Here is an 18755-nt window from a genome sequence, read left to right as displayed (position 1 = left end):
CCGCGCGGCTACTTGACCGCGCCCGCCATCACGCCGGACACGAACTGCCGCTGGAAGGCGAAGAACACGGCCAGCGGGATCACCATCGAGATGAACGCGCCCGGCGCCAGCACGTCGACGTTGTTGCCGAACTGGCGCACCTGGGTCTGCAGGGCCACGGTGATCGGCTGGGTGCCGGACTTGGTGAACACCAGCGCGACCAGCATGTCGTTCCACACCCACAGGAACTGGAAGATGCCGAGGCTCGCGATGGCCGGCCCGCCCAGCGGCAGCACGACCCGGGCGAACAGGCGCAGTTCGCCGGCGCCGTCGAGGCGGGCCGCCTCCAGCAGTTCGCGCGGGATCTCCGCGAAGAAGTTCCGCAGCAGGAACACCGCGAACGGCAGTCCGAAGCCGGTGTGGAAGAGGATCACCCCGAAGATGGTCCCGAACAGGCCGATCCTCCCGAAGAGTTCGGCGATCGGGATGAGCGCCACCTGCACCGGCACGACCAGCAGGCCCACCACGGCCAGGAACCACCAGTCGCGGCCCGGGAACTCCATCCAGGCGAACGCGTAGCCGGCCAGCGAGCCGACCACGACCACCAGGACCGTCGCCGGGACGGTGATCAGGGCGGTGTTGAGCAGGGAGTGGGTGATGTCGCCGTTCTCCAGCAGCTTCCGGTAGCTGCCGAAGGTCAGCTGGGAGGGCCGGGTGAACACGGTCCACCAGCCGCTCGCGCTCATGTCCTCCGGGGAGCGCAGCGAGGACAGCAGCAGCCCGATCGTGGGGACCAGCCAGAACAGGCCCACCAGGATCAGGAACACCCGCACCACGCTCCCGCCCGCGATCTCCGCGAGCCGGGAGCCGAGCGGGCGACGGGCCCGCGCGGGCGGCGCGGCGGGCACCGCCCGCGCCTCGGTGACCGCCTCGGCCGTCATCGCCGCACCTCCCGCCGCAGTCGCCTCATGTTGCTGTGTCCATCCGGGGGGCGACCCCCGGGCCCCCGGCAGAACGTGTGGGATGCCCTCATCGCCGCACCTCCCGCCGCAGCCGCCGCATGTTGCTGTGTCCATCCGGGGGGCGACCCCCGGACCCCCGGCAGAACGTGTGGGGTGCCCTCATCGCCGCACCTCCCGCCGCAGTCGCCTCATGTTGAACACCATCACCGGGATCACCAGGAGCAGCAGGAACACCGAGATCGCGCTGGCCACGCCGGGGCGGCCCTCGGAGAAGCCCTTGCGGTACAGCTCCAGGGCCAGCACGTTGGCGTCGTCCTGCGAGGAGCCGGGCGCGATGATGAAGACCAGGTCGAAGATCTTCAGTACGTTGATCATCAGAGTGACCGCGACGACCGCGAGCACCGGCGCCAGCAGCGGCACGGTGATCCGGCGGAACACCTGCCACTCGTTGGCCCCGTCCACCCGGGCGGCCTCCAGCAGCTCCCGCGGCACGCCCGCGAGCCCCGCTGCGATCAGCACCATGGCGAACCCGGCCCACATCCACACGTACGCGCCGATGATGGCCGGGGTGACCAGCGACGGGCCCAGCCAGTCCACGCCGTTGTACGGGGCCTTGAAGTTGTCGGCGGGCAGCCGCAGCAGGGCGCCGTCGGCCGCGGCGGGCAGCGTGAAGGTGCCGTCGGCCGCGGCCTTCGTGCGGGCCACCACCGAACCGCCCTTGACCGCCTCGATCCGCATGCCGTCGTAGCCCAGTTCGGACGGGTCGACCGCGCCGGGCCGGCCGACGCCCTTGCCGCGGGTGAAGTCCTGCCAGGCGGTGCCGGTGATCTTCCCCGGATCGGCCGTCGCCTCGACGGCCCGCTTCGCGCCGTCCGGCATCTGGTCGGGGGCGACCCCGACCAGCGGCAGCGCCACCGGCCGGCCGGTGTGCACCGGCTCCGTGGTGAGGAAGCCGCCGTGGTCGGGCCTGAGCGGCGAGTCGCGGCCCGGGTGGGCCTTCGGGAACGCCGAGGACCGCGCGAACGTGTCATGGACGCCGACCCACACCGCGTTGGCGACGCCCTTGTCCGGGTCCTGGTCGTAGACCAGCCGGAAGATGATCCCGGCCGCGAGCATCGAGATGGCCATCGGCATGAAGACGACCAGCTTGAACGCCGTGCCCCAGCGCACCCGTTCGGTCAGCACCGCGAAGACCAGCCCGAGCGCGGTGGCCACCGCCGGGGCGGCCACCACCCAGATGATGTTGTTCTTCAGCGCGGTGCGGATGCCGTCGTCGGTGAACAGGGCCCGGTAGTTGTCGAACCCGGCGAAGGAGTCGCCCGAGGAGTCGTAGAAGCTGCGGACGAGCGAGTACCCGATCGGGTAGACCACGAGCGCGCCGAGCAGTACCAGGGCGGGCAGCAGGAACAGCACCGCCACGGTCCTGCGGGTGCCGGTCACGCTCTTGCGCTTCGGCGGAGGGGCGGAGGGGGACGCGGTGCTCCCGGCGACCCCCTCGGCGGCGGCCGGCGTCATCGCCGGATCAGCTCCCGCCGCCGTACGCAGCCGCCGCGTCCTTCTCCAGTCTCGCCTGGGCGCCCGCGACGTCCGACGGGTTCTTCAGGAAGTCCTGGAGGTCCTTCCACTCGCCCTTGCCGGGCGTGCCGCCGAACGCCTGCGGGGCCTGGTCGGACATGTCGAAGCGGAAGTCGTCGCCCGACGCGACCAGCGCCTTGGCGATCTTGCGCTGCACGTCGTTCGGGTACGCCGACTCCGGCACGTTCTTGTTCGGCGAGAGATAGCCGCCGAGCTTCGCCTGGATGGTCGCCGCGTCCGACGAGGCCAGGAAGGTGACCAGGGCCTGCGCCGCCTTGGAGTCCTTGAAGATCACCGCCGCGTCGCCGCCGGAGACCACCGGTGCGCTCGCGCCCACGGCCGGGAACGGGAACACCTTGGCGTCCGTGCCCACCTTCGCCTTGGTCTCGCCGATGTTGACCTGCGCGAAGTCGCCCTCGTAGACCATGGCGGCCTTCGGCTGGTCGCCGCCGGTGAAGGTCTGGGTGACCGACGCCGGGAACTCCACCTGGAGCGCGCCGCTCTGCCCGCCCGCGACATAGTCCTTCCTGGACCAGATCTGCGCGAGCGTGGTGAGGGCCTGCCTGACGGACGGGTCCGTCCACTTGATCTTGTGCTGGGCGAGCTGGTCGTACTTCTCCGGGCCCGCCTGGGACAGATAGACGTTCTCGAACCAGTCGGTGAGGGTCCACCCGTCGGCGCCGCCCACGGAGAACGGGGTCACCCCGGAGTCGTAGACCGTCTGCGCGGTGGCCAGCAGGTCCTTCCAGGTCTTGGGCTCGCCCGCCCCGGCGTTCTCGAAGACCTTGGCGTTGTACCAGATCAGCGACTTGTTGGCGGCCTTGTAGTAGGCGGCGTACTGCTTGCCGTCGACCTTGCCGATGTCCTGCCAGCCCTGCGAGTAGTTCTTGGCGAGCTGCGCCTGTGCCTCGGCGCCGAGCGGCTTGGCCCACTTCTTCTCCACGGCCTGCCTGACGGCGCCCGGCTGCGGGAGCAGCGCCACGTCCGGCGGCTGGCCGCCGGCGATCTTCGAACCGAGGAAGTTGACGATCGGGTCCTGCGCGGGGACGAAGGTGACCTTGGCGCCGGTGCGCCGGGTGAACTCCGCGAGGACCTTCTTGAAGTTGGCCTGCTCGGCGCCGGTCCAGACGGCGGCGACCTCCAGGGAGGCGCCGTCCAGCCTGGGCAGGGTGACGGTGGCGCCGCTCCCGCCGTCCCCGCCGGTCGCGCCGCTGCTGGGGCTCGCGTCGGTCTTCTTGTCGTCGTCCGAACCGCCGCACGCGGTCAGGGAGAGCGCCAGCGCCCCGGCGACGGCGACCGCCGCGAGCCTGGCGGAGGATCGGCTGGTGCGGCTGGTGCGGCTGGTGCGGCTGGTGCGGCTGGTGCGGCTGGTGCGGGTGGACCGGCTGGATCGGGTGGTTCGGGTGGTGGACCTGGCGGACCGCACGGTCCGGATGGTGCCGCTCGTGCTGCGCATCACTGCCCCGTTCTTCGTCCTCGTCGAACGTCCGAGCACTGTCCCGTGGTGCACTGTCCTACGCCGGGGCCCGCGGGTCGGCAAGAGCGCCCGGCACGTCAACGCCCCGATCGTGACCAGGTCGTGACGGCGCGTCAGCGCAGTTCGAGAGGGAATCGCGCGCGGCTCGCCGGGGCGACGAGCCGCACCGGAGCGGCGCTCGCGATTCCCTTAGATCAGGGACGGCACCCGGGCCGCCGACACCTCACGCGCCGCCCGCTCCAGCGCGCTCGCCAGCAGCGCCAGATCGGTCGGGCCGTTGCCCAGCTCCCGCACCGAGCGGCGGGTGGGCGGATCGCCCATGCGGTGCCAGTCCAGCGGCACCACCGTGGGGCGCTGGGTCGCGGTGCGCGGGATACGGCCCGTCACCCGGCCGCCCTGGAAGGGCGTCGCCCGCCCGTCGGCGGTGGTCAGCCGGCCCCGCCCCGGCGCCGGGCTGCCCGCGGCCTCCGGGCCGGGCGCACCCGCCGGGGCACTCCCGCGGCCGGACACCGGCGGCTCCAGCAGGACGCGCAGCGTGGCCCGGCGGACCGGTTCGGTCCGCTCCGTCCGGCCGCCCGGCGCGGTGGCCGCCACCAGATGGACGCCCAGCCGCTCGCCCTCCCGGGCCACCGCCTCCAGCGCGCGGACCACCGAACCGGCGGCGGGCCGGCCGGGCGAACCGAGCGCCGGGGAGACCAGGGCGTCCAGATCGTCGACGACCACCACCAGCCGGGGCAGCGGCGGCGCCGCCTCGGCCCGCGCCCGCGCCGCCGCGGGCCGCAGCCGCAGGGTGGAGCTGGGCGGCGTGTCGAGATCGGCCGCTCCCGCCCCGGCGCCCGCCGGGGTGCCCGGGGGCGCGGTGCGCTGGGCGACGACCCGGCCGCTTCCCGTCCGCCGCCCGTGCCAGGCGGCGAAGTCGGTTATCCCCAGCAGCTCCGCCCGCCGCTTCAGCTCGGCGCTCAGCGACTGCGCGAACTCCCGCATGCGCACCGGGTCGTTGGCCGTGAGATGGGTGGTCACATGCGGGACGTCCGTGCACACCCGCAGGCCCTCGGCGGGTCCGCCGGTGCCGGTGCCGTCGCGGCCGTCCACCAGCACCACGCCGAGCCGGTCGGGACGCTCGGCGGAGGCCAGCGAGGCCACGACCGAGCGCAGCAGCTCCGTACGGCCGCTGCCCGCCGGTCCCTCGACGAGCAGATGCGGCCCGTCGGCCACCAGGTCCGCGCAGACCGGCCCGCGCGGACCGGCCCCGAGTATCGCGCAGGCCCGGCCGCCCACGGCCCCGCTGTCGTCGGCGGCGTCCGCCCAGCGCGCCTGGAGGGAGGCCGGGGTGGCACGGGCCAGCCCCAGCTCGTCCAGCAGGCGGGCCGACAGCGGCAGCGGGGCCGACACCCGTGCGGGCCGGTTCCCCTCCGGGCCCTCCGGCCCGTCCGCCGGCCGCAGCGGCGCCAGCGCCCGCGCGAACCGCTCGGCCCAGGCCGGGGAGACGGCGTCGAGCACGGCCACGGTGCCCGGAGCCACCGGCCCGCGCGCCCGGCCGTCCGCGCGCGCCACCCGCATCAGGTGCAGCGCCGTCGCCACGTCACCGCTGAGCAGGGCGACGGCTCCGCACTCCCGGAACACCGGCGACACCGCGCACGCCGCCTCGTACGTCTCCGTCACCGGCGAGGCGGGCGAGGCGGCCTCCGCCTCCGCGAGGCAGACCACGTGGATCCCGGCCCGGGGGCCCTCCTGCGCCAGCCGGACCAGCGCGTCGCGCACCGTGGCGCCGCCGGGGTCGCCGTCCACGACGACCACCGTGTACGGCCCGGTGTGACCGGCACCGGCTCCGGTGGCCTCCTCGTCCCGCGCCCAGGAGGGACGGCGGGCGGGCGGGGCGGAAGCGGGGCCGGCCTCCGCCGGGGTGCCGGGGGCGGAGTCGGCCGCGGTCCGCGGTGCGGGCACCGCTTCCGGCGCGTACGGCGTGATCGCCTCGGCTCTTCCGGCTCCCTCGGCGGGTGCCGCCCGGCCGGTGGCCGGATCCGCGGCCCGGTCCGCGGCCTGGCCCGTCGCTCGGTCCGTGGTCCGGTCCGGGGTCCGGGTGTCGGTGAGGTGGTCCTCCAGGCGGCGCAGCAGTTCGCCGGTGCGGGCCGCCGCCTGCTCGCGGTCGTAGGCCAGCAGGAGCCGGCAGTCCTGGCCGTGGCCTGGACGCACCTGGGGGAGCCAGCCGAGCCAGGACCACTCCGCCGCGCGCTCCTGCGGCGAGCGGGCCCGGTCGGTGCTGAGCAGCACGATCTCCAGCGTGCCGGGGGAGTGCAGCGCGGCGAGCTGGGCCAGCACCGCGCGGGCCAGCCCGGACAGGCGGGCGCGCGGCCCGGCCAGGCCCAGCGCCCCCACCTCGCGCAGGTCCGCGGTCACCGGCACCGCGGGCAGCAGCCGCCCCGAGCCGTCGGGGGCCGGCCGGTCGGCCGTGCCCAGGCGCACCGTGAGCGCCTCGGGGTGGCCGGGGCCGCGCTCCCACAGCCGGGGGCCGGGGCCCAGCGCGGTCAGCAGCAGCGCCGCCGGGTCCGGCCAGGTCTCCGGCAGCCGGCCGGCCGTCCCCGTCCCGGGCACGGCCGGGTCGGGCAGGCCGGCCGCCTCGGCGTCGTAGTCGTCGTAGCCGCCGTAACCGTCGTACGCCTCGCCGCGGGCCGCCGCCGGTTCGCCGCGCCCGCCGGTCAGCCGCCGCGCCCAGGCGCCCAGCCCGCCGCGCCTGCGCAGCCCCTGGGGCACGTCGGTCCCCCGGAGGGGCGTGCCCTTGCGGCCGCTCCCGCCGAGGCCGCCGTCCGGAGCACCGGCCCGGTCCGCCGGATCGCCGTACTCCGCCGGATCGCCGTACTCCGGGTGGGCGCCCGGTTGGGTGCCCGGGTGGGTGGCCGGCCGGCCGGTGGCTCCGAAGCGTCCCGCGTGGGTGTCCCCGCCGCGGCTCTCGATCCGCGGCGCGCCGCCCTGCGTGGGCACCACGGTGGGGTCGGAGGGGGTGTGCGCGGGGGCGGCCCAGGCGGCGGTGCCGGTGCCGGACGTGGTCACCGCGCCCGCGGGCACACCGGCCTCCGGGCGGTCCGCGGCGCCGTCCCCGGCTCGGGCGTGCGCCGTGTGCGCCACGCGCGCGTGGCCCTCGCCGTCCGGGGCCGTCTCCAGGCGGTCGGCGGGGCCCGCCGACGGTGTCAGCCGCAGGACCGACTCGCCGACGCGCAGCAGCGCGCCGGGGACGAAGCGGACCGGGCGCGGGTCCACGGGCCGGCCGTCCAGCACGGTGCCGTTGGTGGAGCCGAGGTCGGCGACCGAGACCCGGCCGTCCGGGGCCAGGGTGACCGCGCAGTGCACGCGGGACACGTCGGGGTCGTCGAGCGGGACGTCCGCGTCGGCGGAGCGGCCGACCGTGATCTGGCCGCCGTGCAGCAGATGGACACCGCCCGCGTCCGGACCGGCGACCACATGCAGCCGGGCCGGGGCCTCGTCCAGCTCGGGGTGCGGCTCGGGCTGGGCGGGGGCGCCCACGGACAGCACCGCGCCGTCCAGCAGCGGGGGCTCGCCTAGCGTGCAGCGCTGGGCGTCCAGCCGGTCCGCGCCCGCGTACAGCACCACCGGTCCGGCTCCCGGCTCCCGGGCGCCGCGCTCGGACGCCGCGCCGCCGTCCCCGGCGACGGCGGCGGCCAGGGCGGACACCACCGCGGCAAGGGCCGTGCCCGCGGGGGCCGTGACCAGCACGTCTCGGCTCGCGGCGCGCCCTGGGGCCATGGGGGAGGGCGGGCCCAGCGGGTCTACGACGGTCAGCCGGATCTGCATCGCCGTCAGCGGTCCCTTCTGCGCGGGCGCCCGCGAACGGGGGAGGGACGATGCCGCTCCGCGGCCCCCCAACCGCGGACATTCCCCCCACCGCCGCACGGGCACGTCGGCCAGTACTGGGGGCATCCTCGCACCTGCCACTGACACCGCGCCCGCCGCCCACCGCGAAGTGATCTTGAATGGTCGGCTCTGCCCCCAAAAGTGCCTGGCCGATGCCCCGTGGCCGACCGTTTGAGATCGGTCACGTCCGCTTTCCGGCAACCTGAGGGCCCCGATCGGACGTCTTGCCTTCGAACGACGACAGCGGACGACGACAGCGGACGGCGGCGTCGGACAGCGGCGTCGGACGGTGGGACCGGACGGCGGCAGCGGCATCGGACAGGTCACCGACGGTGTCGCCGCCCGGCACCGCGGCGGAGCCGGGCACCGGATCTCCGACAGGTCGGTGCCGGGCAGGACGGCACTACAGTGTGTCGGAACGTAGGCAAGCGACAGGGAGCGCATGACGTGCGGCCGGTAGGCAGCAAGTACCTCCTGGAGGAACCGCTCGGACGCGGCGCCACCGGGACCGTCTGGCGAGCCCGCCAGCACCAGAGGGCCGGAGCCGAGGCGGCCGTGCCCGGCCAGCCCGGCGAGACCGTCGCGATCAAGGTCCTCAAGGAGGAGCTGGCCAGCGACGCCGACATCGTGATGCGCTTCCTCAGAGAGCGCTCGGTGCTGCTCCGGCTCACCCACCCGAACATCGTGCGGGTGCGCGATCTGGTCGTCGAGGGCGATCTGCTGGCGCTCGTCATGGACCTCGTCGACGGCCCGGACCTGCACCGCTACCTGCGCGAGAACGGCCCGCTCACCCCGGTCGCCGCCGCGCTGCTCACCGCCCAGATCGCCGACGCGCTCGCCGCGAGCCACGCCGACGGCGTGGTCCACCGGGACCTGAAACCGGCCAACGTGCTGCTCAAGCAGGACGACGGCCGGATGTACCCGATGCTGACCGACTTCGGCATCGCCCGGCTGGCCGACTCGCCCGGACTGACCCGCACCCACGAGTTCGTCGGCACGCCCGCGTACGTCGCGCCCGAGTCCGCCGAGGGCCGCCCGCAGACCTCCGCCGTGGACATCTACGGCGCCGGCATCCTGCTGTACGAGCTGATCACCGGGCGCCCGCCGTTCTCCGGCGGCTCCGCCCTTGAGGTCCTGCACCAGCACCTGAGCGCCGAGCCGCGCCGCCCCTCCACCGTGCCCGACCCGCTGTGGACGGTCATCGAGCGCTGCCTGCGCAAGAACCCGGACGAGCGGCCGAGCGCGGAGAGCCTGGCGCGCGCCCTGCGCGTGGTCGCCGAGGGTGTCGGCGTGCACGCGAACGCCGCGCAGATCGCCGCCGCCGACGGCGTCGGCGCGCTCCTCGCCCCCGATCCCGCGCCCGCCACCGTGCCCGCGCCGGACGGTGTGCCCGGCGCCGCCGACCCCACGACGGTGCTGCCGCAGGGCGCGGCGGGCGCGCCGCCGGCGTACGACCCGAACGGCGCGACCAGCGTCCTGCCGCACACCGGCGGCCCGCAGGGCCCGGACGGCGTGCCCGGAGCGGCCGACCCGACCACGGTGCTGCCGCAGGGCGCGGCGGGCCCCACCCGCGTGATGCCGCCCGTGCCGCCGGGTCAGCAGAGCCAGCAGGGACAGCACGGCCAACAGGGGCAGCACGGCCAACAGGGACAACAGGGACAACAGCCGGAGGAGCCGCACCCCTGGCAGTCTCAGCTGCGCGCGGCCCGCGACCGCAACGACCAGACGCAGGTCCAGTACCTCGACCCGGCCGAGGACCCGCTGCGCCGCCGCCCCCAGCGGCAGGTCGCCCGGCCGCAGCAGCAGCCGCCGCAGCGGCGCCCCCAGGGCCCGCCGCAGTCGCAGCAGCCCGGCTACGGCTATCCGCAGCAGCCCGGCCAGGGATATCCGCAGGGGCAGCAGCCCCGGTACGCGACCCCGCAGCCGCAGCAGTACGCCCCGGCCCCGCAGCAGCCCCGCGAGCCCCAGCGGTACGCGCCGCCGCCCGCCCCCGAGCCGCAGCGGCCCGCGCGCGAGCCGAGGGAGCCGCGCCGGCGCGGCGCGAACCCGATGAAGATCCCCGGGCTCGGCTGCCTGAAGGGCTGCCTGTTCACGGTCGTCATCCTGTTCGTCGCGGGCTGGCTGGTGTGGGAGCTGAGCCCCCTCCAGAGCTGGATCGGGACCGGCAGGGGCTACTGGGAGCAGCTGGGCGACTGGTTCGGCCGGGCGGCCGGCTGGGCCAAGGACCTCGGCCGCGGTTGAACCGGTGCATGGCGGCCGCCGTCGACGCGGGTTCATGGATTTGTCGACACCCGGCGGGTGATTTCGGCCGCCGCGGTGAAGGTCGCCCCGCCGGACGCGTAGTTTTGTCGGCAACACGCGTCTGTAGGAGCAGTCTTGGCACGGAAGATCGGCAGCCGGTACACCGCGCACCAGATCCTGGGGCGGGGCAGCGCCGGGACGGTGTGGCTGGGCGAGGGACCGGACGGGCCCGTCGCCGTGAAGCTCCTGCGCGAGGACCTCGCGTCCGACCAGGAGCTGGTGGGCCGCTTCGTGCAGGAGCGCACGGCCCTGCTGGGCCTCGAACACCCGAACGTGGTCTGTGTGCGCGACCTGGTGGTCGACGGCAACGACCTGGCCCTCGTGATGGACCTGGTCCGCGGCACCGACCTGCGCACCCGGCTGGAGCGCGAGCGGCGGCTGGCGCCCGACGCGGCGGTGGCGATCGTGGCCGACGTCGCCGACGGGCTGGCCGCCGCGCACGCCGCCGGGGTCGTGCACCGGGACGTCAAGCCGGAGAACGTCCTGCTGGACATGCAGGGCCCGCTCGGTCCCGGCGGTGCCCACCCGGCGCTGCTGACGGACTTCGGTGTGGCCAAGCTCATCGACTCGCCCAAGCGCACCCGCGCCACCAAGATCATCGGCACGCCGGACTACCTCGCCCCGGAGATCGTGGAGGGGCTGCCCCCGCGCGCGGCGGTGGACATCTACGCCCTGGCCACGGTCCTCTACGAGCTGCTGGCCGGCTTCACCCCGTTCGGCGGCGGCCACCCCGGCGCGGTGCTGCGCCGCCATGTCACCGAGACCGTGGTCCCGCTGCCCGGCATCCCCGACGAGCTGTGGCAGCTGATCGTGCAGTGCCTGGCGAAGGGGCCCGCCTCCCGGCTGCGCGCCTCCGAGCTGGCGGCCCGGCTGCGCGAGCTGCTGCCGCTGCTCGCGGGCATGCCGCCCCTTGAGGTGGACGAACCGGACGCCGACGCCGCCGGGGACGGTGCGGACGAGGCGCCCGAGGAGACGGCGGCACCGGCCGGGGACCGGGCCCGCCGCCGGGGCGCGGTCCCGCTGGTGCCCGGCGCGCAGCCGGACTCCAACCGCGACACCCACACCTCGATGCGCGTGCCCGCGCCGGACGAGCTGGCCGGCGGCGCCCGCGGCACCGCCCGCGCGCCCCGGGCGCCGGGCGCGCCCCGCCCTGGGTCGGCCCGCCACCGCACGGCCGCCCGGCGCCGCCGGATCACGCTGAGCGTGGCCGGTCTCGTGCTGGTGGGCGCCGTGGGCGCGGGCGCCTGGTGGGCGTCCTCGGGCGACGACGCGGACGGCCCGGCCCGGGACACGGAACACTCGGCGCCCGCCGCGCCCTGACCCCGCGGGCCCCCGCCGCCCGAGGCGCCCCGGCCCCGCGGCCCCGCCGCCCTCCGCGGCCCGTCCCCGCGGGCACCCCCGCCCCGGCCCGGCGCTGGCCGCCCGGCGGAGCCGTTACGCTGGAGGCGTGGCAGTCGTCGACGTATCCGAAGAGCTCAAGTCCCTCTCCTCGACCATGGAGTCGATCGAGGCCGTTCTGGACCTCGACAGGATGAGGGCAGACATCGCCGTGCTCGAGGAGCAGGCGGCAGCGCCCTCCCTGTGGGACAACCCGGACGAGGCGCAGAAGATCACCAGCAAGCTCTCCCACCTCCAGGCCGAGGTCAGGAAGGCGGAGGGGCTGCGCGGACGGATCGACGATCTCGCTGTGCTGTTCGAGATGGCCGAGGAGGAGGACGACCCGGACACCCGCGCCGAGGCCGAGTCCGAGCTGGCCTCCGTGCGCAAGGCGCTGGACGAGATGGAGGTCCGCACCCTCCTGTCCGGCGAGTACGACGCCCGTGAGGCCCTGGTCAACATCCGGGCCGAGGCCGGTGGCGTGGACGCCGCCGACTTCGCCGAGAAGCTTCAGCGCATGTACCTGCGCTGGGCCGAGCAGCACGGCTACAAGACCGAGATCTACGAGACGTCGTACGCCGAAGAGGCCGGCATCAAGTCGACCACCTTCGCCGTGCAGGTGCCCTACGCCTACGGCACCCTCTCGGTGGAGCAGGGCACGCACCGCCTGGTGCGCATCTCGCCCTACGACAACCAGGGCCGTCGGCAGACCTCCTTCGCGGGCGTCGAGATCCTCCCCGTGGTGGAGCAGACCGACCACGTCGAGATCGACGAGTCCGAGCTGCGCGTGGACGTCTACCGCTCCTCCGGCCCCGGCGGCCAGGGCGTGAACACCACCGACTCCGCCGTCCGCCTCACCCACCTGCCCACCGGCATCGTGGTCTCCTGCCAGAACGAGCGCTCGCAGATCCAGAACAAGGCCACGGCGATGAACGTCCTCCAGGCCAAGCTGCTGGAGCGGCGCCGCCAGGAGGAGCAGGCCAAGATGGACGCGCTCAAGGGCGACGGCGGCAACTCCTGGGGCAACCAGATGCGTTCGTACGTCCTGCACCCGTACCAGATGGTCAAGGACCTGCGCACCGAGTTCGAGGTCGGCAACCCGGAGGCCGTGTTCAACGGCGAGATCGACGGGTTCCTGGAGGCCGGGATTCGCTGGCGCAAGCAGCAGGAACAGCAGAGCAAGTAGAGATCGGACGCTTTGTCGACAAGGCAACTGCTGCCCTCGTGGCGGCAGTTGCCTTTTCTGTGCCCGATGTCTGGGTTTTGCGTCACACTCACATCGCTCTTCCTCCGGCAAAGAACGCTTACCCGGACATCGCGGTCGCAACGGCCTTGACGTTGCTTTGAAATATGGGAAGGGTGAGGCGCGGCATGCGTAGGTACGGGGCGCATGTGAACCGGGGGGCTTCATCTTTCAGTACCTCCGTCGATCACTGCCCCCGGCGCGGCCTCATTGACGATCGGCTACTGGGGGTAGCGAACATATGACGAAGAAGACGCGGGTCCGGGTCGCGCGCATAGCCGCCGGCGCGGTGATCGCCGCGGGTGCCTCGCTGACCGCCGCGGGCGCGGCTTCCGCGCTGGACGCGAACGTGCAGGTCGGCCCGGTCAGCCTCGGCGTCGCCGCCGGCGGTGACGACGAAGGCACCAGTGAGGGCACCGACCAGGGCGGCACCAACGAGGGCACCTCGCTGGGTGTGACCGAGGGCCAGTCGGAGGGCACCTCCACGGGCTCGGAGGGCACCTCCACCGGGTCGTCGGAGGGCACCTCGGAGGGTACGTCCACGGGTACGTCCGAGGGCACGTCCACCGGTACGTCCGAGGGCACGTCCACGGGTACGTCGGAAGGCACGTCCACCGGCACCTCGGAGGGCACGTCCACCGGCACCTCGGAGGGCACCTCCACCGGCACCTCGGAGGGCACGTCCACCGGCAGCTCCGAGGGCACCTCCACGGGTACGTCCCAGGGCGGCGACAACAGCGGCAACGGCAACGGTGGCAACGGAAACGGCGGCTCCGGCGACAACGGGGGCGGCAACGGCGGCAACGGCGGCGGTTCCGGCAACAACGGCGGGAACGGCAACGGCGGGAACAGCGGCGGCAACGGCGGGAACGGCGGCGGTGACACCACCGGCGGCACCACCCCCGACGGCAGCAGCGGCGGCAACGGCGGCGCCGCCCCGCAGGAGCAGGGCTCCTCGGCCCTGACCGACACCGGCACGGACACGCCGGCCGGCACCCCGGCGAACACCGCGCCCCAGGGCAGCGGCAAGCAGCTGGCGGAGACCGGTGCCGGCCAGACCGCGTTCCTGCTGATCGGTGCCGCGACGATGATCGCCGGCGGTATCGGCTTCCGGATCCTGCCGCGCATGATGGCGGGCCGCGGCGGCGCCACCGCCTGAGTGTGCCCACGACCTCACGGGGCGTGAGCGACACATGCTGAGAGGCCCGGAGCGCACCGCTCCGGGCCCCTCAGCCCTGTCCTGTCCATCCGCTCCCGCGGTGCCCCGCCGGCCGCGGCTCCGTACGCTAGGCGGTCCGCTGCGCCAGCAGTGCCACCCCGGCGATCAGCACCGCCAGCAGCGCGATCAGCGCCATCGGGTTCAGCCCCGCGAGGAAGTTGTTCTCCTGCTGGAGCCGCTCGCGGTTCGCGCGGCACACCGGGCAGCGGCCCTCGCTCACGGGCGCCGCGCAGTTCGCGCACACCAGCCGGTCGTACGTCATGCGCTCGCCCTCCTTGCACCGGTTACATCCGAACAACGCCCGCGGGCACGCGAACGTTCCCCTCTCCACCATGCCAGGTTCCCCGGATTTCAGCGCGGGGTCCTCCCGGATCCGGGCCGCGGGCACGACAAAACGCACAACTGTCCCCAACCCCGACCGGTGACTGCGCACCCACACCCGACTCGCGTATGGTCACGCTCATCTACCCCCGGCGACCCGTGGTGCATCCGTGATCCGATTCGACAGTGTCTCCAAGGTCTACCCCAAGCAGACCCGCCCCGCCCTCAGGGATGTCTCCCTGGAGGTCGAGAAGGGCGAGTTCGTGTTCCTCGTGGGGTCCTCCGGCTCCGGAAAGTCCACCTTCCTGCGGCTGATCCTCCGCGAGGAGCGGTGCAGCCACGGCCAGGTGCACGTCCTGGGCAAGGACCTCGCGCGGCTGTCCAACTGGAAGGTGCCGCAGATGCGCCGCCAGCTGGGCACCGTCTTCCAGGACTTCCGCCTGCTGCCGAACAAGACGGTCGCGGAGAACGTGGCCTTCGCGCAGGAGGTCATCGGAAAGTCGAAGGGCGAGATCCGCAAGTCCGTGCCGCAGGTGCTGGACCTCGTCGGACTCGGCGGCAAGGAGGACCGCAGACCGGGCGAGTTGTCCGGTGGTGAGCAGCAGCGCGTCGCCATCGCGCGGGCGTTCGTCAACCGGCCCAAGCTGCTGATCGCCGACGAGCCCACCGGCAACCTCGACCCGCAGACCTCCGTAGGCATCATGAAGCTGCTCGACCGCATCAACCGGACGGGCACCACCGTGGTGATGGCGACCCACGACCAGAACATCGTGGACCAGATGCGCAAACGCGTCATCGAGCTGGAGAAGGGCCGCCTCGTCCGCGACCAGGCGCGCGGCGTCTACGGCTACCAGCACTGAGAAGTCCACGACGGAAAGGCTTGACCAGACGCCATGCGCGCCCAGTTCGTCCTGTCGGAGATCGGTGTCGGTCTCCGCCGCAACCTGACGATGACGTTCGCCGTCATCGTCTCCGTGGCCCTGTCCCTGGCCCTGTTCGGAGGATCCCTCCTGCTGAGCGACCAGGTGACGAAGATGAAGGGCTACTGGTACGACAAAGTCAACGTGTCGATCTTCCTCTGCAACAAGAACAACGCCGAGTCCGACGCGAAGTGCGCCAAGGGCGCGGTCACCGAGGACCAGAAGAAGGCGATCCTCGCCGACCTCCAGAAGATGTCGGTGGTGGAGAAGGTCACGTACGAATCCCAGGACGAGGCGTACAAGCACTACAAGGAGCAGTTCGGCAACTCGCCGCTGGCCTCCTCGATCACCCCGGACCAGATGCAGGAGTCGTACCGGATCAAGCTGAAGAACCCGGAGCAGTACCAGGTCATCGCCAGCGCCTTCAACGGCCGTGACGGCGTGCAGACCGTGCAGGACCAGAAGAGCATCCTGGACAACCTCTTCACCCTGCTCGGCTATCTGAACTGGGCGGCCCGGGGCGTGATGGCGGTGATGCTCACGGTGGCGACGCTGCTGATCGTCAACACCGTGCGGGTCTCCGCGTTCAGCCGCCGCCGGGAGACCGGGATCATGCGCCTGGTGGGCGCCTCCGGCTTCTACATCCAGGCGCCGTTCATCATGGAGGCCGCCGTCTCCGGACTGATCGGCGGACTGCTGGCCTCCTCCTTCCTGGTGGCCGTGCAGTACTTCGTGATCGACAACGGAGTGGCGCTGTCCTCGAAGCTCCAGCTGATCAACTTCGTGGGCTGGGACGCGGTCCTCACCAAGCTGCCGCTGATCCTCGCCGCGAGCTTCCTGATCCCCGCGCTCGCCGGTTTCCTCGCGCTGCGCAAGTATCTGAAGGTGTGACGCTCGTCCATCTGATGATGTGACACACGTCGGCAGGGCCGCACCGCCAAGCGCGCGTGCGGCCCTGCGCGTTGTCCTAGACTCACCGCCATGTCAGGCCGTGACCCCTTCTGTCAGCCCCGCCGCAGCCGCTCCGGCGCCGGTCTGACACTGGTCTTCGTGGGCGTCCTCGTGGCGGGCGCGGCGACCGGTTCGCTGCCCGGACACGAGCGCGGGTCCGCGGCGTCCGCGCACCGCGGGGTCCCGGTCCCGTCCGCCCCCGTCGGCCCGCCCGCTCCCGGCTCCGCCCCCGGTTCCTCGACCCCCGACTCCGCCGCCGCCTCCGCGCACCGGTCGTCGTCCCCCGTGAGCCCGTCCGAACAGGTCGCGCGGGCCGCCGCCGAGGCCATGGCCGCGGGCAAGTCGCCGGTGGAGGCCGCCGAACACGCCGTCAGCCGCAGCGGCGACCGCTGGGGCGCCGTCTACTCCCCGGGCGACTACGAGGAGTTCCAGGACGCCCTGGACGGCCGCTACACCGGCGTCGGGCTGTGGGCGCGGCGCGCGCGGGACGGCCGGATCGACGTGACCGAGGTGCAGACCGGCTCACCGGCCGCCGACGCGGGGATCCGCGCGGGCGACCGGCTGCGCAGCGTGGACGGCGAGAAGGTGGACGGCCGGCCCGTCACCGACGTGGTCTCCCTGCTGCGCGGCGACGCCGACGACGCGCCCGCCGGCACCTCCGTCACCCTGGGTCTCCAGCGCGGCTCGCACACCTGGACGCGGACGCTGCGCCGGGCCCGCCTGTCCACCGACTCCGTCTCGGTGCGGCGCCTGTCCGACGGTACGACCGTCATCAAGATCACCGCTTTCACCAAGGGCGCCGGGGACAAGGTCCGCACGGCCGTGCGCGGCGCCCCGGCCCGCTCCGGGATCGTCCTGGACCTGCGGGGCAACTCCGGCGGCCTGGTCACCGAGGCGGTCACCACCGCCTCCGCCTTTCTCGACGGCGGCCTGGTCGCCACCTACGACGTCGACGGCAGCCAGCGCGCCCTGCACGCCGAGCCCGGCGGCGACACCACCCGGCCGCTGGTCGCCCTGGTCGACGGCGGCACGATGAGCGCGGCCGAACTGCTCACCGGCGCGCTCAAGGACCGGGGCCGCGCCCTCGTCGTCGGCTCCCGCACCTTCGGCAAGGGCTCGGTCCAGATGCCGACCCGGCTGCCCGACGGCTCCGTCGCCGAACTCACCGTCGGCCACTACCGCACCCCCGCCGGCCGCAGCGTCGACGGCCACGGCATCACCCCCGACCTGGACGCGGGCACGGACCCGATGTCCCGCGCCCGCACGGTCCTGACGGGGCTGGGGGACCCTTCGTGACGTCGGAAGACCGCCCGGTGCCGATGGTCCCGGTCGGCCGCGGGCTTCACACGGCGCCGGTCAGCGCCGCTATCCGCGCGAACTCGTGCTCCAGCCGGTCCCGGCCGAGACGGGCCCACTCCCTCTCCAGGGCCGTCCGGGGCAGAGGGGTGACGTGCTGGAGTTCGACGAGCATGCGGTGGGCGACCGTCCAGCGGACGGCCGAGGACTCGGCCTGGATCTCCACCCGCACCGCGCGCGGCGCCAGCGTCCGCGGGTCGTGGACGTCACCCGTGACACCCCAGTAGGGGGCGTGCCGCGCCCACGCCGCCGTCCAGCAGCCCCGCAGGTCCGGGCAGACCTGGACGGCGACGGCGGCGCAGGGCAGGTGAAGGGGCGGGCTGCCGGTGTGCTCCCCCTCGCAGACGGGACCGCCCTCGGCCCCGCGGAGGAAGAGGTAGGGGCCGGTGTATCCGGGATCCACCGGCCGCTTGCAGATCCGGCACCACAGATCGAGCATCGCGCGGCGCTGCCGGTACGGATGGACGACCTGGGGCCGCGGACTCCCACGCCGGCCCCTCGGCGGCATCGCCGTCCGCGTCCACAGCTGTCCCGGTCGTACGGCGTCTCGTCCGCGTAGGCCAGCCGGCCACGGACCGGATCCGCGACCAGGGCGAGCGGCAGCGGTGTCTCGCGGCTGTAGCCCGCGATGCAGGGGGTGATTCCGGCGGGGACGGGGGGCAGGACCGAGGGGACCCCGGTCGGACCGGGGCGGCGCTCGGTGCCGGTCATCCCGTTCCCACCTCGGCCCACACGCTCTTGCCGCGGCCGCAGGGCGCGGCGCCCCAGTCCCGGGACAGACCCTCGACCAGACGCAGTCCCCGGCCCGTCTCGGCCAGCAGGCCCGCGACCCGCAGGCGCGGCAGCAGCGGACTCCCGTCCGTGACCGCCACGCACACCCTCGCGTGTCCCGTCCGGGTCACCGTCATCCCCACGTCCGGGCCAAGCGCATGCCGCACGGCATTGGTCACCAGCTCCGAGGCGACCAGTTCGGCGTCGGCCACGAGCCGGGGCAGATCCCACACGGCCAGCACGGTCGCCACCACCACCCGCGCCTCCCCGGCGGCCCGCTCGTCCCGTGGGAACACTCCGCTGTAGGACGGGTGTCCGGTGGCCGAGGCGACCGGGTGCCAGGTCGGCCGCAACCTGGCGTCCTCACTCAAGCTGTTCACGTTGGGGCTCCTCCCATGATCCCTCGATACCAAGCCAACGCCTCCTGACCGAGCCC

The 18755-nt window shown here is 74.0% G+C and carries 14 protein-coding genes; 7 read left to right on the top strand and 7 right to left on the bottom strand.

From position 1 onward, the window contains the following. Positions 1–8: 8 nt before the first annotated feature. From R4Z62_RS12405 to R4Z62_RS12390, 4 genes are all read right to left on the bottom strand, one after another. The gene (locus R4Z62_RS12405) at positions 9–920 is read right to left on the bottom strand and encodes a carbohydrate ABC transporter permease (RefSeq protein ID WP_385504472.1); all 912 of its coding nucleotides are present in this window, start codon (positions 918–920) and stop codon (positions 9–11) included. A gap of 180 nt (positions 921–1100) precedes the next feature. Next, a complete protein-coding gene (locus tag R4Z62_RS12400; RefSeq protein ID WP_064537456.1) occupies positions 1101–2381 on the bottom strand; it encodes a carbohydrate ABC transporter permease in 1281 nt (426 codons plus the stop codon). A gap of 82 nt (positions 2382–2463) precedes the next feature. Next, positions 2464–3972, bottom strand: a complete 1509-nt coding sequence (locus R4Z62_RS12395) for an ABC transporter substrate-binding protein (RefSeq protein WP_491519831.1) — start codon at positions 3970–3972, stop codon at positions 2464–2466. 210 nt (positions 3973–4182) lie between these two features. Next, positions 4183–7800, bottom strand: coding sequence for an FHA domain-containing protein (locus R4Z62_RS12390; RefSeq protein ID WP_491519830.1), 3618 nt, complete (start codon positions 7798–7800; stop codon positions 4183–4185). A gap of 507 nt (positions 7801–8307) precedes the next feature. Here R4Z62_RS12390 and R4Z62_RS12385 point away from each other — a divergent pair. The 4 genes from R4Z62_RS12385 (at position 8308) to R4Z62_RS12370 (ending at position 13940) form a co-directional block, all read left to right on the top strand. Then, positions 8308–10101: a serine/threonine-protein kinase gene (locus tag R4Z62_RS12385; RefSeq protein WP_491519829.1), complete on the top strand. Its 1794-nt coding sequence runs from the start codon at positions 8308–8310 to the stop codon at positions 10099–10101. A 135-nt stretch (positions 10102–10236) separates the two neighbouring features. Continuing rightward, positions 10237–11481 carry a serine/threonine-protein kinase gene (locus R4Z62_RS12380; protein WP_491519828.1) on the top strand — a complete coding sequence of 415 codons (1245 nt, stop codon included), beginning with the start codon at positions 10237–10239 and terminating at the stop codon, positions 11479–11481. Positions 11482–11608: 127 nt separating this feature from the next. Then, complete coding sequence (gene prfB / locus R4Z62_RS12375) at positions 11609–12724, top strand: peptide chain release factor 2 (protein ID WP_064533401.1); 1116 nt, start codon at positions 11609–11611, stop codon at positions 12722–12724. A 298-nt stretch (positions 12725–13022) separates the two neighbouring features. Further along, positions 13023–13940, top strand: a complete 918-nt coding sequence (locus R4Z62_RS12370) for a hypothetical protein (protein ID WP_491519827.1) — start codon at positions 13023–13025, stop codon at positions 13938–13940. Between the two features lie 127 nt (positions 13941–14067). On the opposite strand, the gene R4Z62_RS12365 is transcribed toward R4Z62_RS12370, so the two are convergent. Continuing rightward, the gene (locus R4Z62_RS12365) at positions 14068–14262 is read right to left on the bottom strand and encodes a hypothetical protein (RefSeq protein WP_064533399.1); all 195 of its coding nucleotides are present in this window, start codon (positions 14260–14262) and stop codon (positions 14068–14070) included. Positions 14263–14491: 229 nt separating this feature from the next. Here R4Z62_RS12365 and ftsE point away from each other — a divergent pair, with 229 nt between their 5' ends. From ftsE to R4Z62_RS12350, 3 genes are all read left to right on the top strand, one after another. Continuing rightward, on the top strand, positions 14492–15181 hold the full coding sequence (gene ftsE / locus R4Z62_RS12360) for a cell division ATP-binding protein FtsE (RefSeq protein ID WP_064533398.1): 690 nt from the start codon (positions 14492–14494) through the stop codon (positions 15179–15181). 33 nt (positions 15182–15214) lie between these two features. Next, positions 15215–16132: a permease-like cell division protein FtsX gene (gene ftsX, locus R4Z62_RS12355; RefSeq protein ID WP_382851257.1), complete on the top strand. Its 918-nt coding sequence runs from the start codon at positions 15215–15217 to the stop codon at positions 16130–16132. Between the two features lie 90 nt (positions 16133–16222). Then, positions 16223–17488, top strand: coding sequence for a S41 family peptidase (locus R4Z62_RS12350; protein ID WP_385504458.1), 1266 nt, complete (start codon positions 16223–16225; stop codon positions 17486–17488). Positions 17489–17534: 46 nt separating this feature from the next. On the opposite strand, the gene R4Z62_RS12345 is transcribed toward R4Z62_RS12350, so the two are convergent. After that, a complete protein-coding gene (locus R4Z62_RS12345; RefSeq protein WP_385504455.1) occupies positions 17535–17987 on the bottom strand; it encodes a hypothetical protein in 453 nt (150 codons plus the stop codon). A gap of 268 nt (positions 17988–18255) precedes the next feature. Continuing rightward, the gene (locus tag R4Z62_RS12340) at positions 18256–18699 is read right to left on the bottom strand and encodes an ATP-binding protein (protein ID WP_385504453.1); all 444 of its coding nucleotides are present in this window, start codon (positions 18697–18699) and stop codon (positions 18256–18258) included. Positions 18700–18755 lie beyond the last annotated feature (56 nt).

It is taken from the genome of Streptomyces sp. PL-25 (genome assembly GCF_058344915.1).
Note: the sequence above shows the minus strand (reverse complement) of the source record. Positions and strands in the feature narration are given on the sequence as shown.

Coding starts and splice junctions, on each gene's coding strand:
- R4Z62_RS12350 (WP_385504458.1), top strand. CDS start 16,223: ATGTCAGGCCGTGACCCCTTCTGTCAGCCCCGCCGCAGCCGCTCCGGC.
- ftsX (WP_382851257.1), top strand. CDS start 15,215: ATGCGCGCCCAGTTCGTCCTGTCGGAGATCGGTGTCGGTCTCCGCCGC.
- R4Z62_RS12370 (WP_491519827.1), top strand. CDS start 13,023: ATGACGAAGAAGACGCGGGTCCGGGTCGCGCGCATAGCCGCCGGCGCG.
- R4Z62_RS12365 (WP_064533399.1), bottom strand. CDS start 14,262: ATGACGTACGACCGGCTGGTGTGCGCGAACTGCGCGGCGCCCGTGAGC.
- R4Z62_RS12390 (WP_491519830.1), bottom strand. CDS start 7,800: ATGCAGATCCGGCTGACCGTCGTAGACCCGCTGGGCCCGCCCTCCCCC.
- R4Z62_RS12405 (WP_385504472.1), bottom strand. CDS start 920: ATGACGGCCGAGGCGGTCACCGAGGCGCGGGCGGTGCCCGCCGCGCCG.
- R4Z62_RS12345 (WP_385504455.1), bottom strand. CDS start 17,987: ATGCTCGATCTGTGGTGCCGGATCTGCAAGCGGCCGGTGGATCCCGGA.
- R4Z62_RS12395 (WP_491519831.1), bottom strand. CDS start 3,972: ATGCGCAGCACGAGCGGCACCATCCGGACCGTGCGGTCCGCCAGGTCC.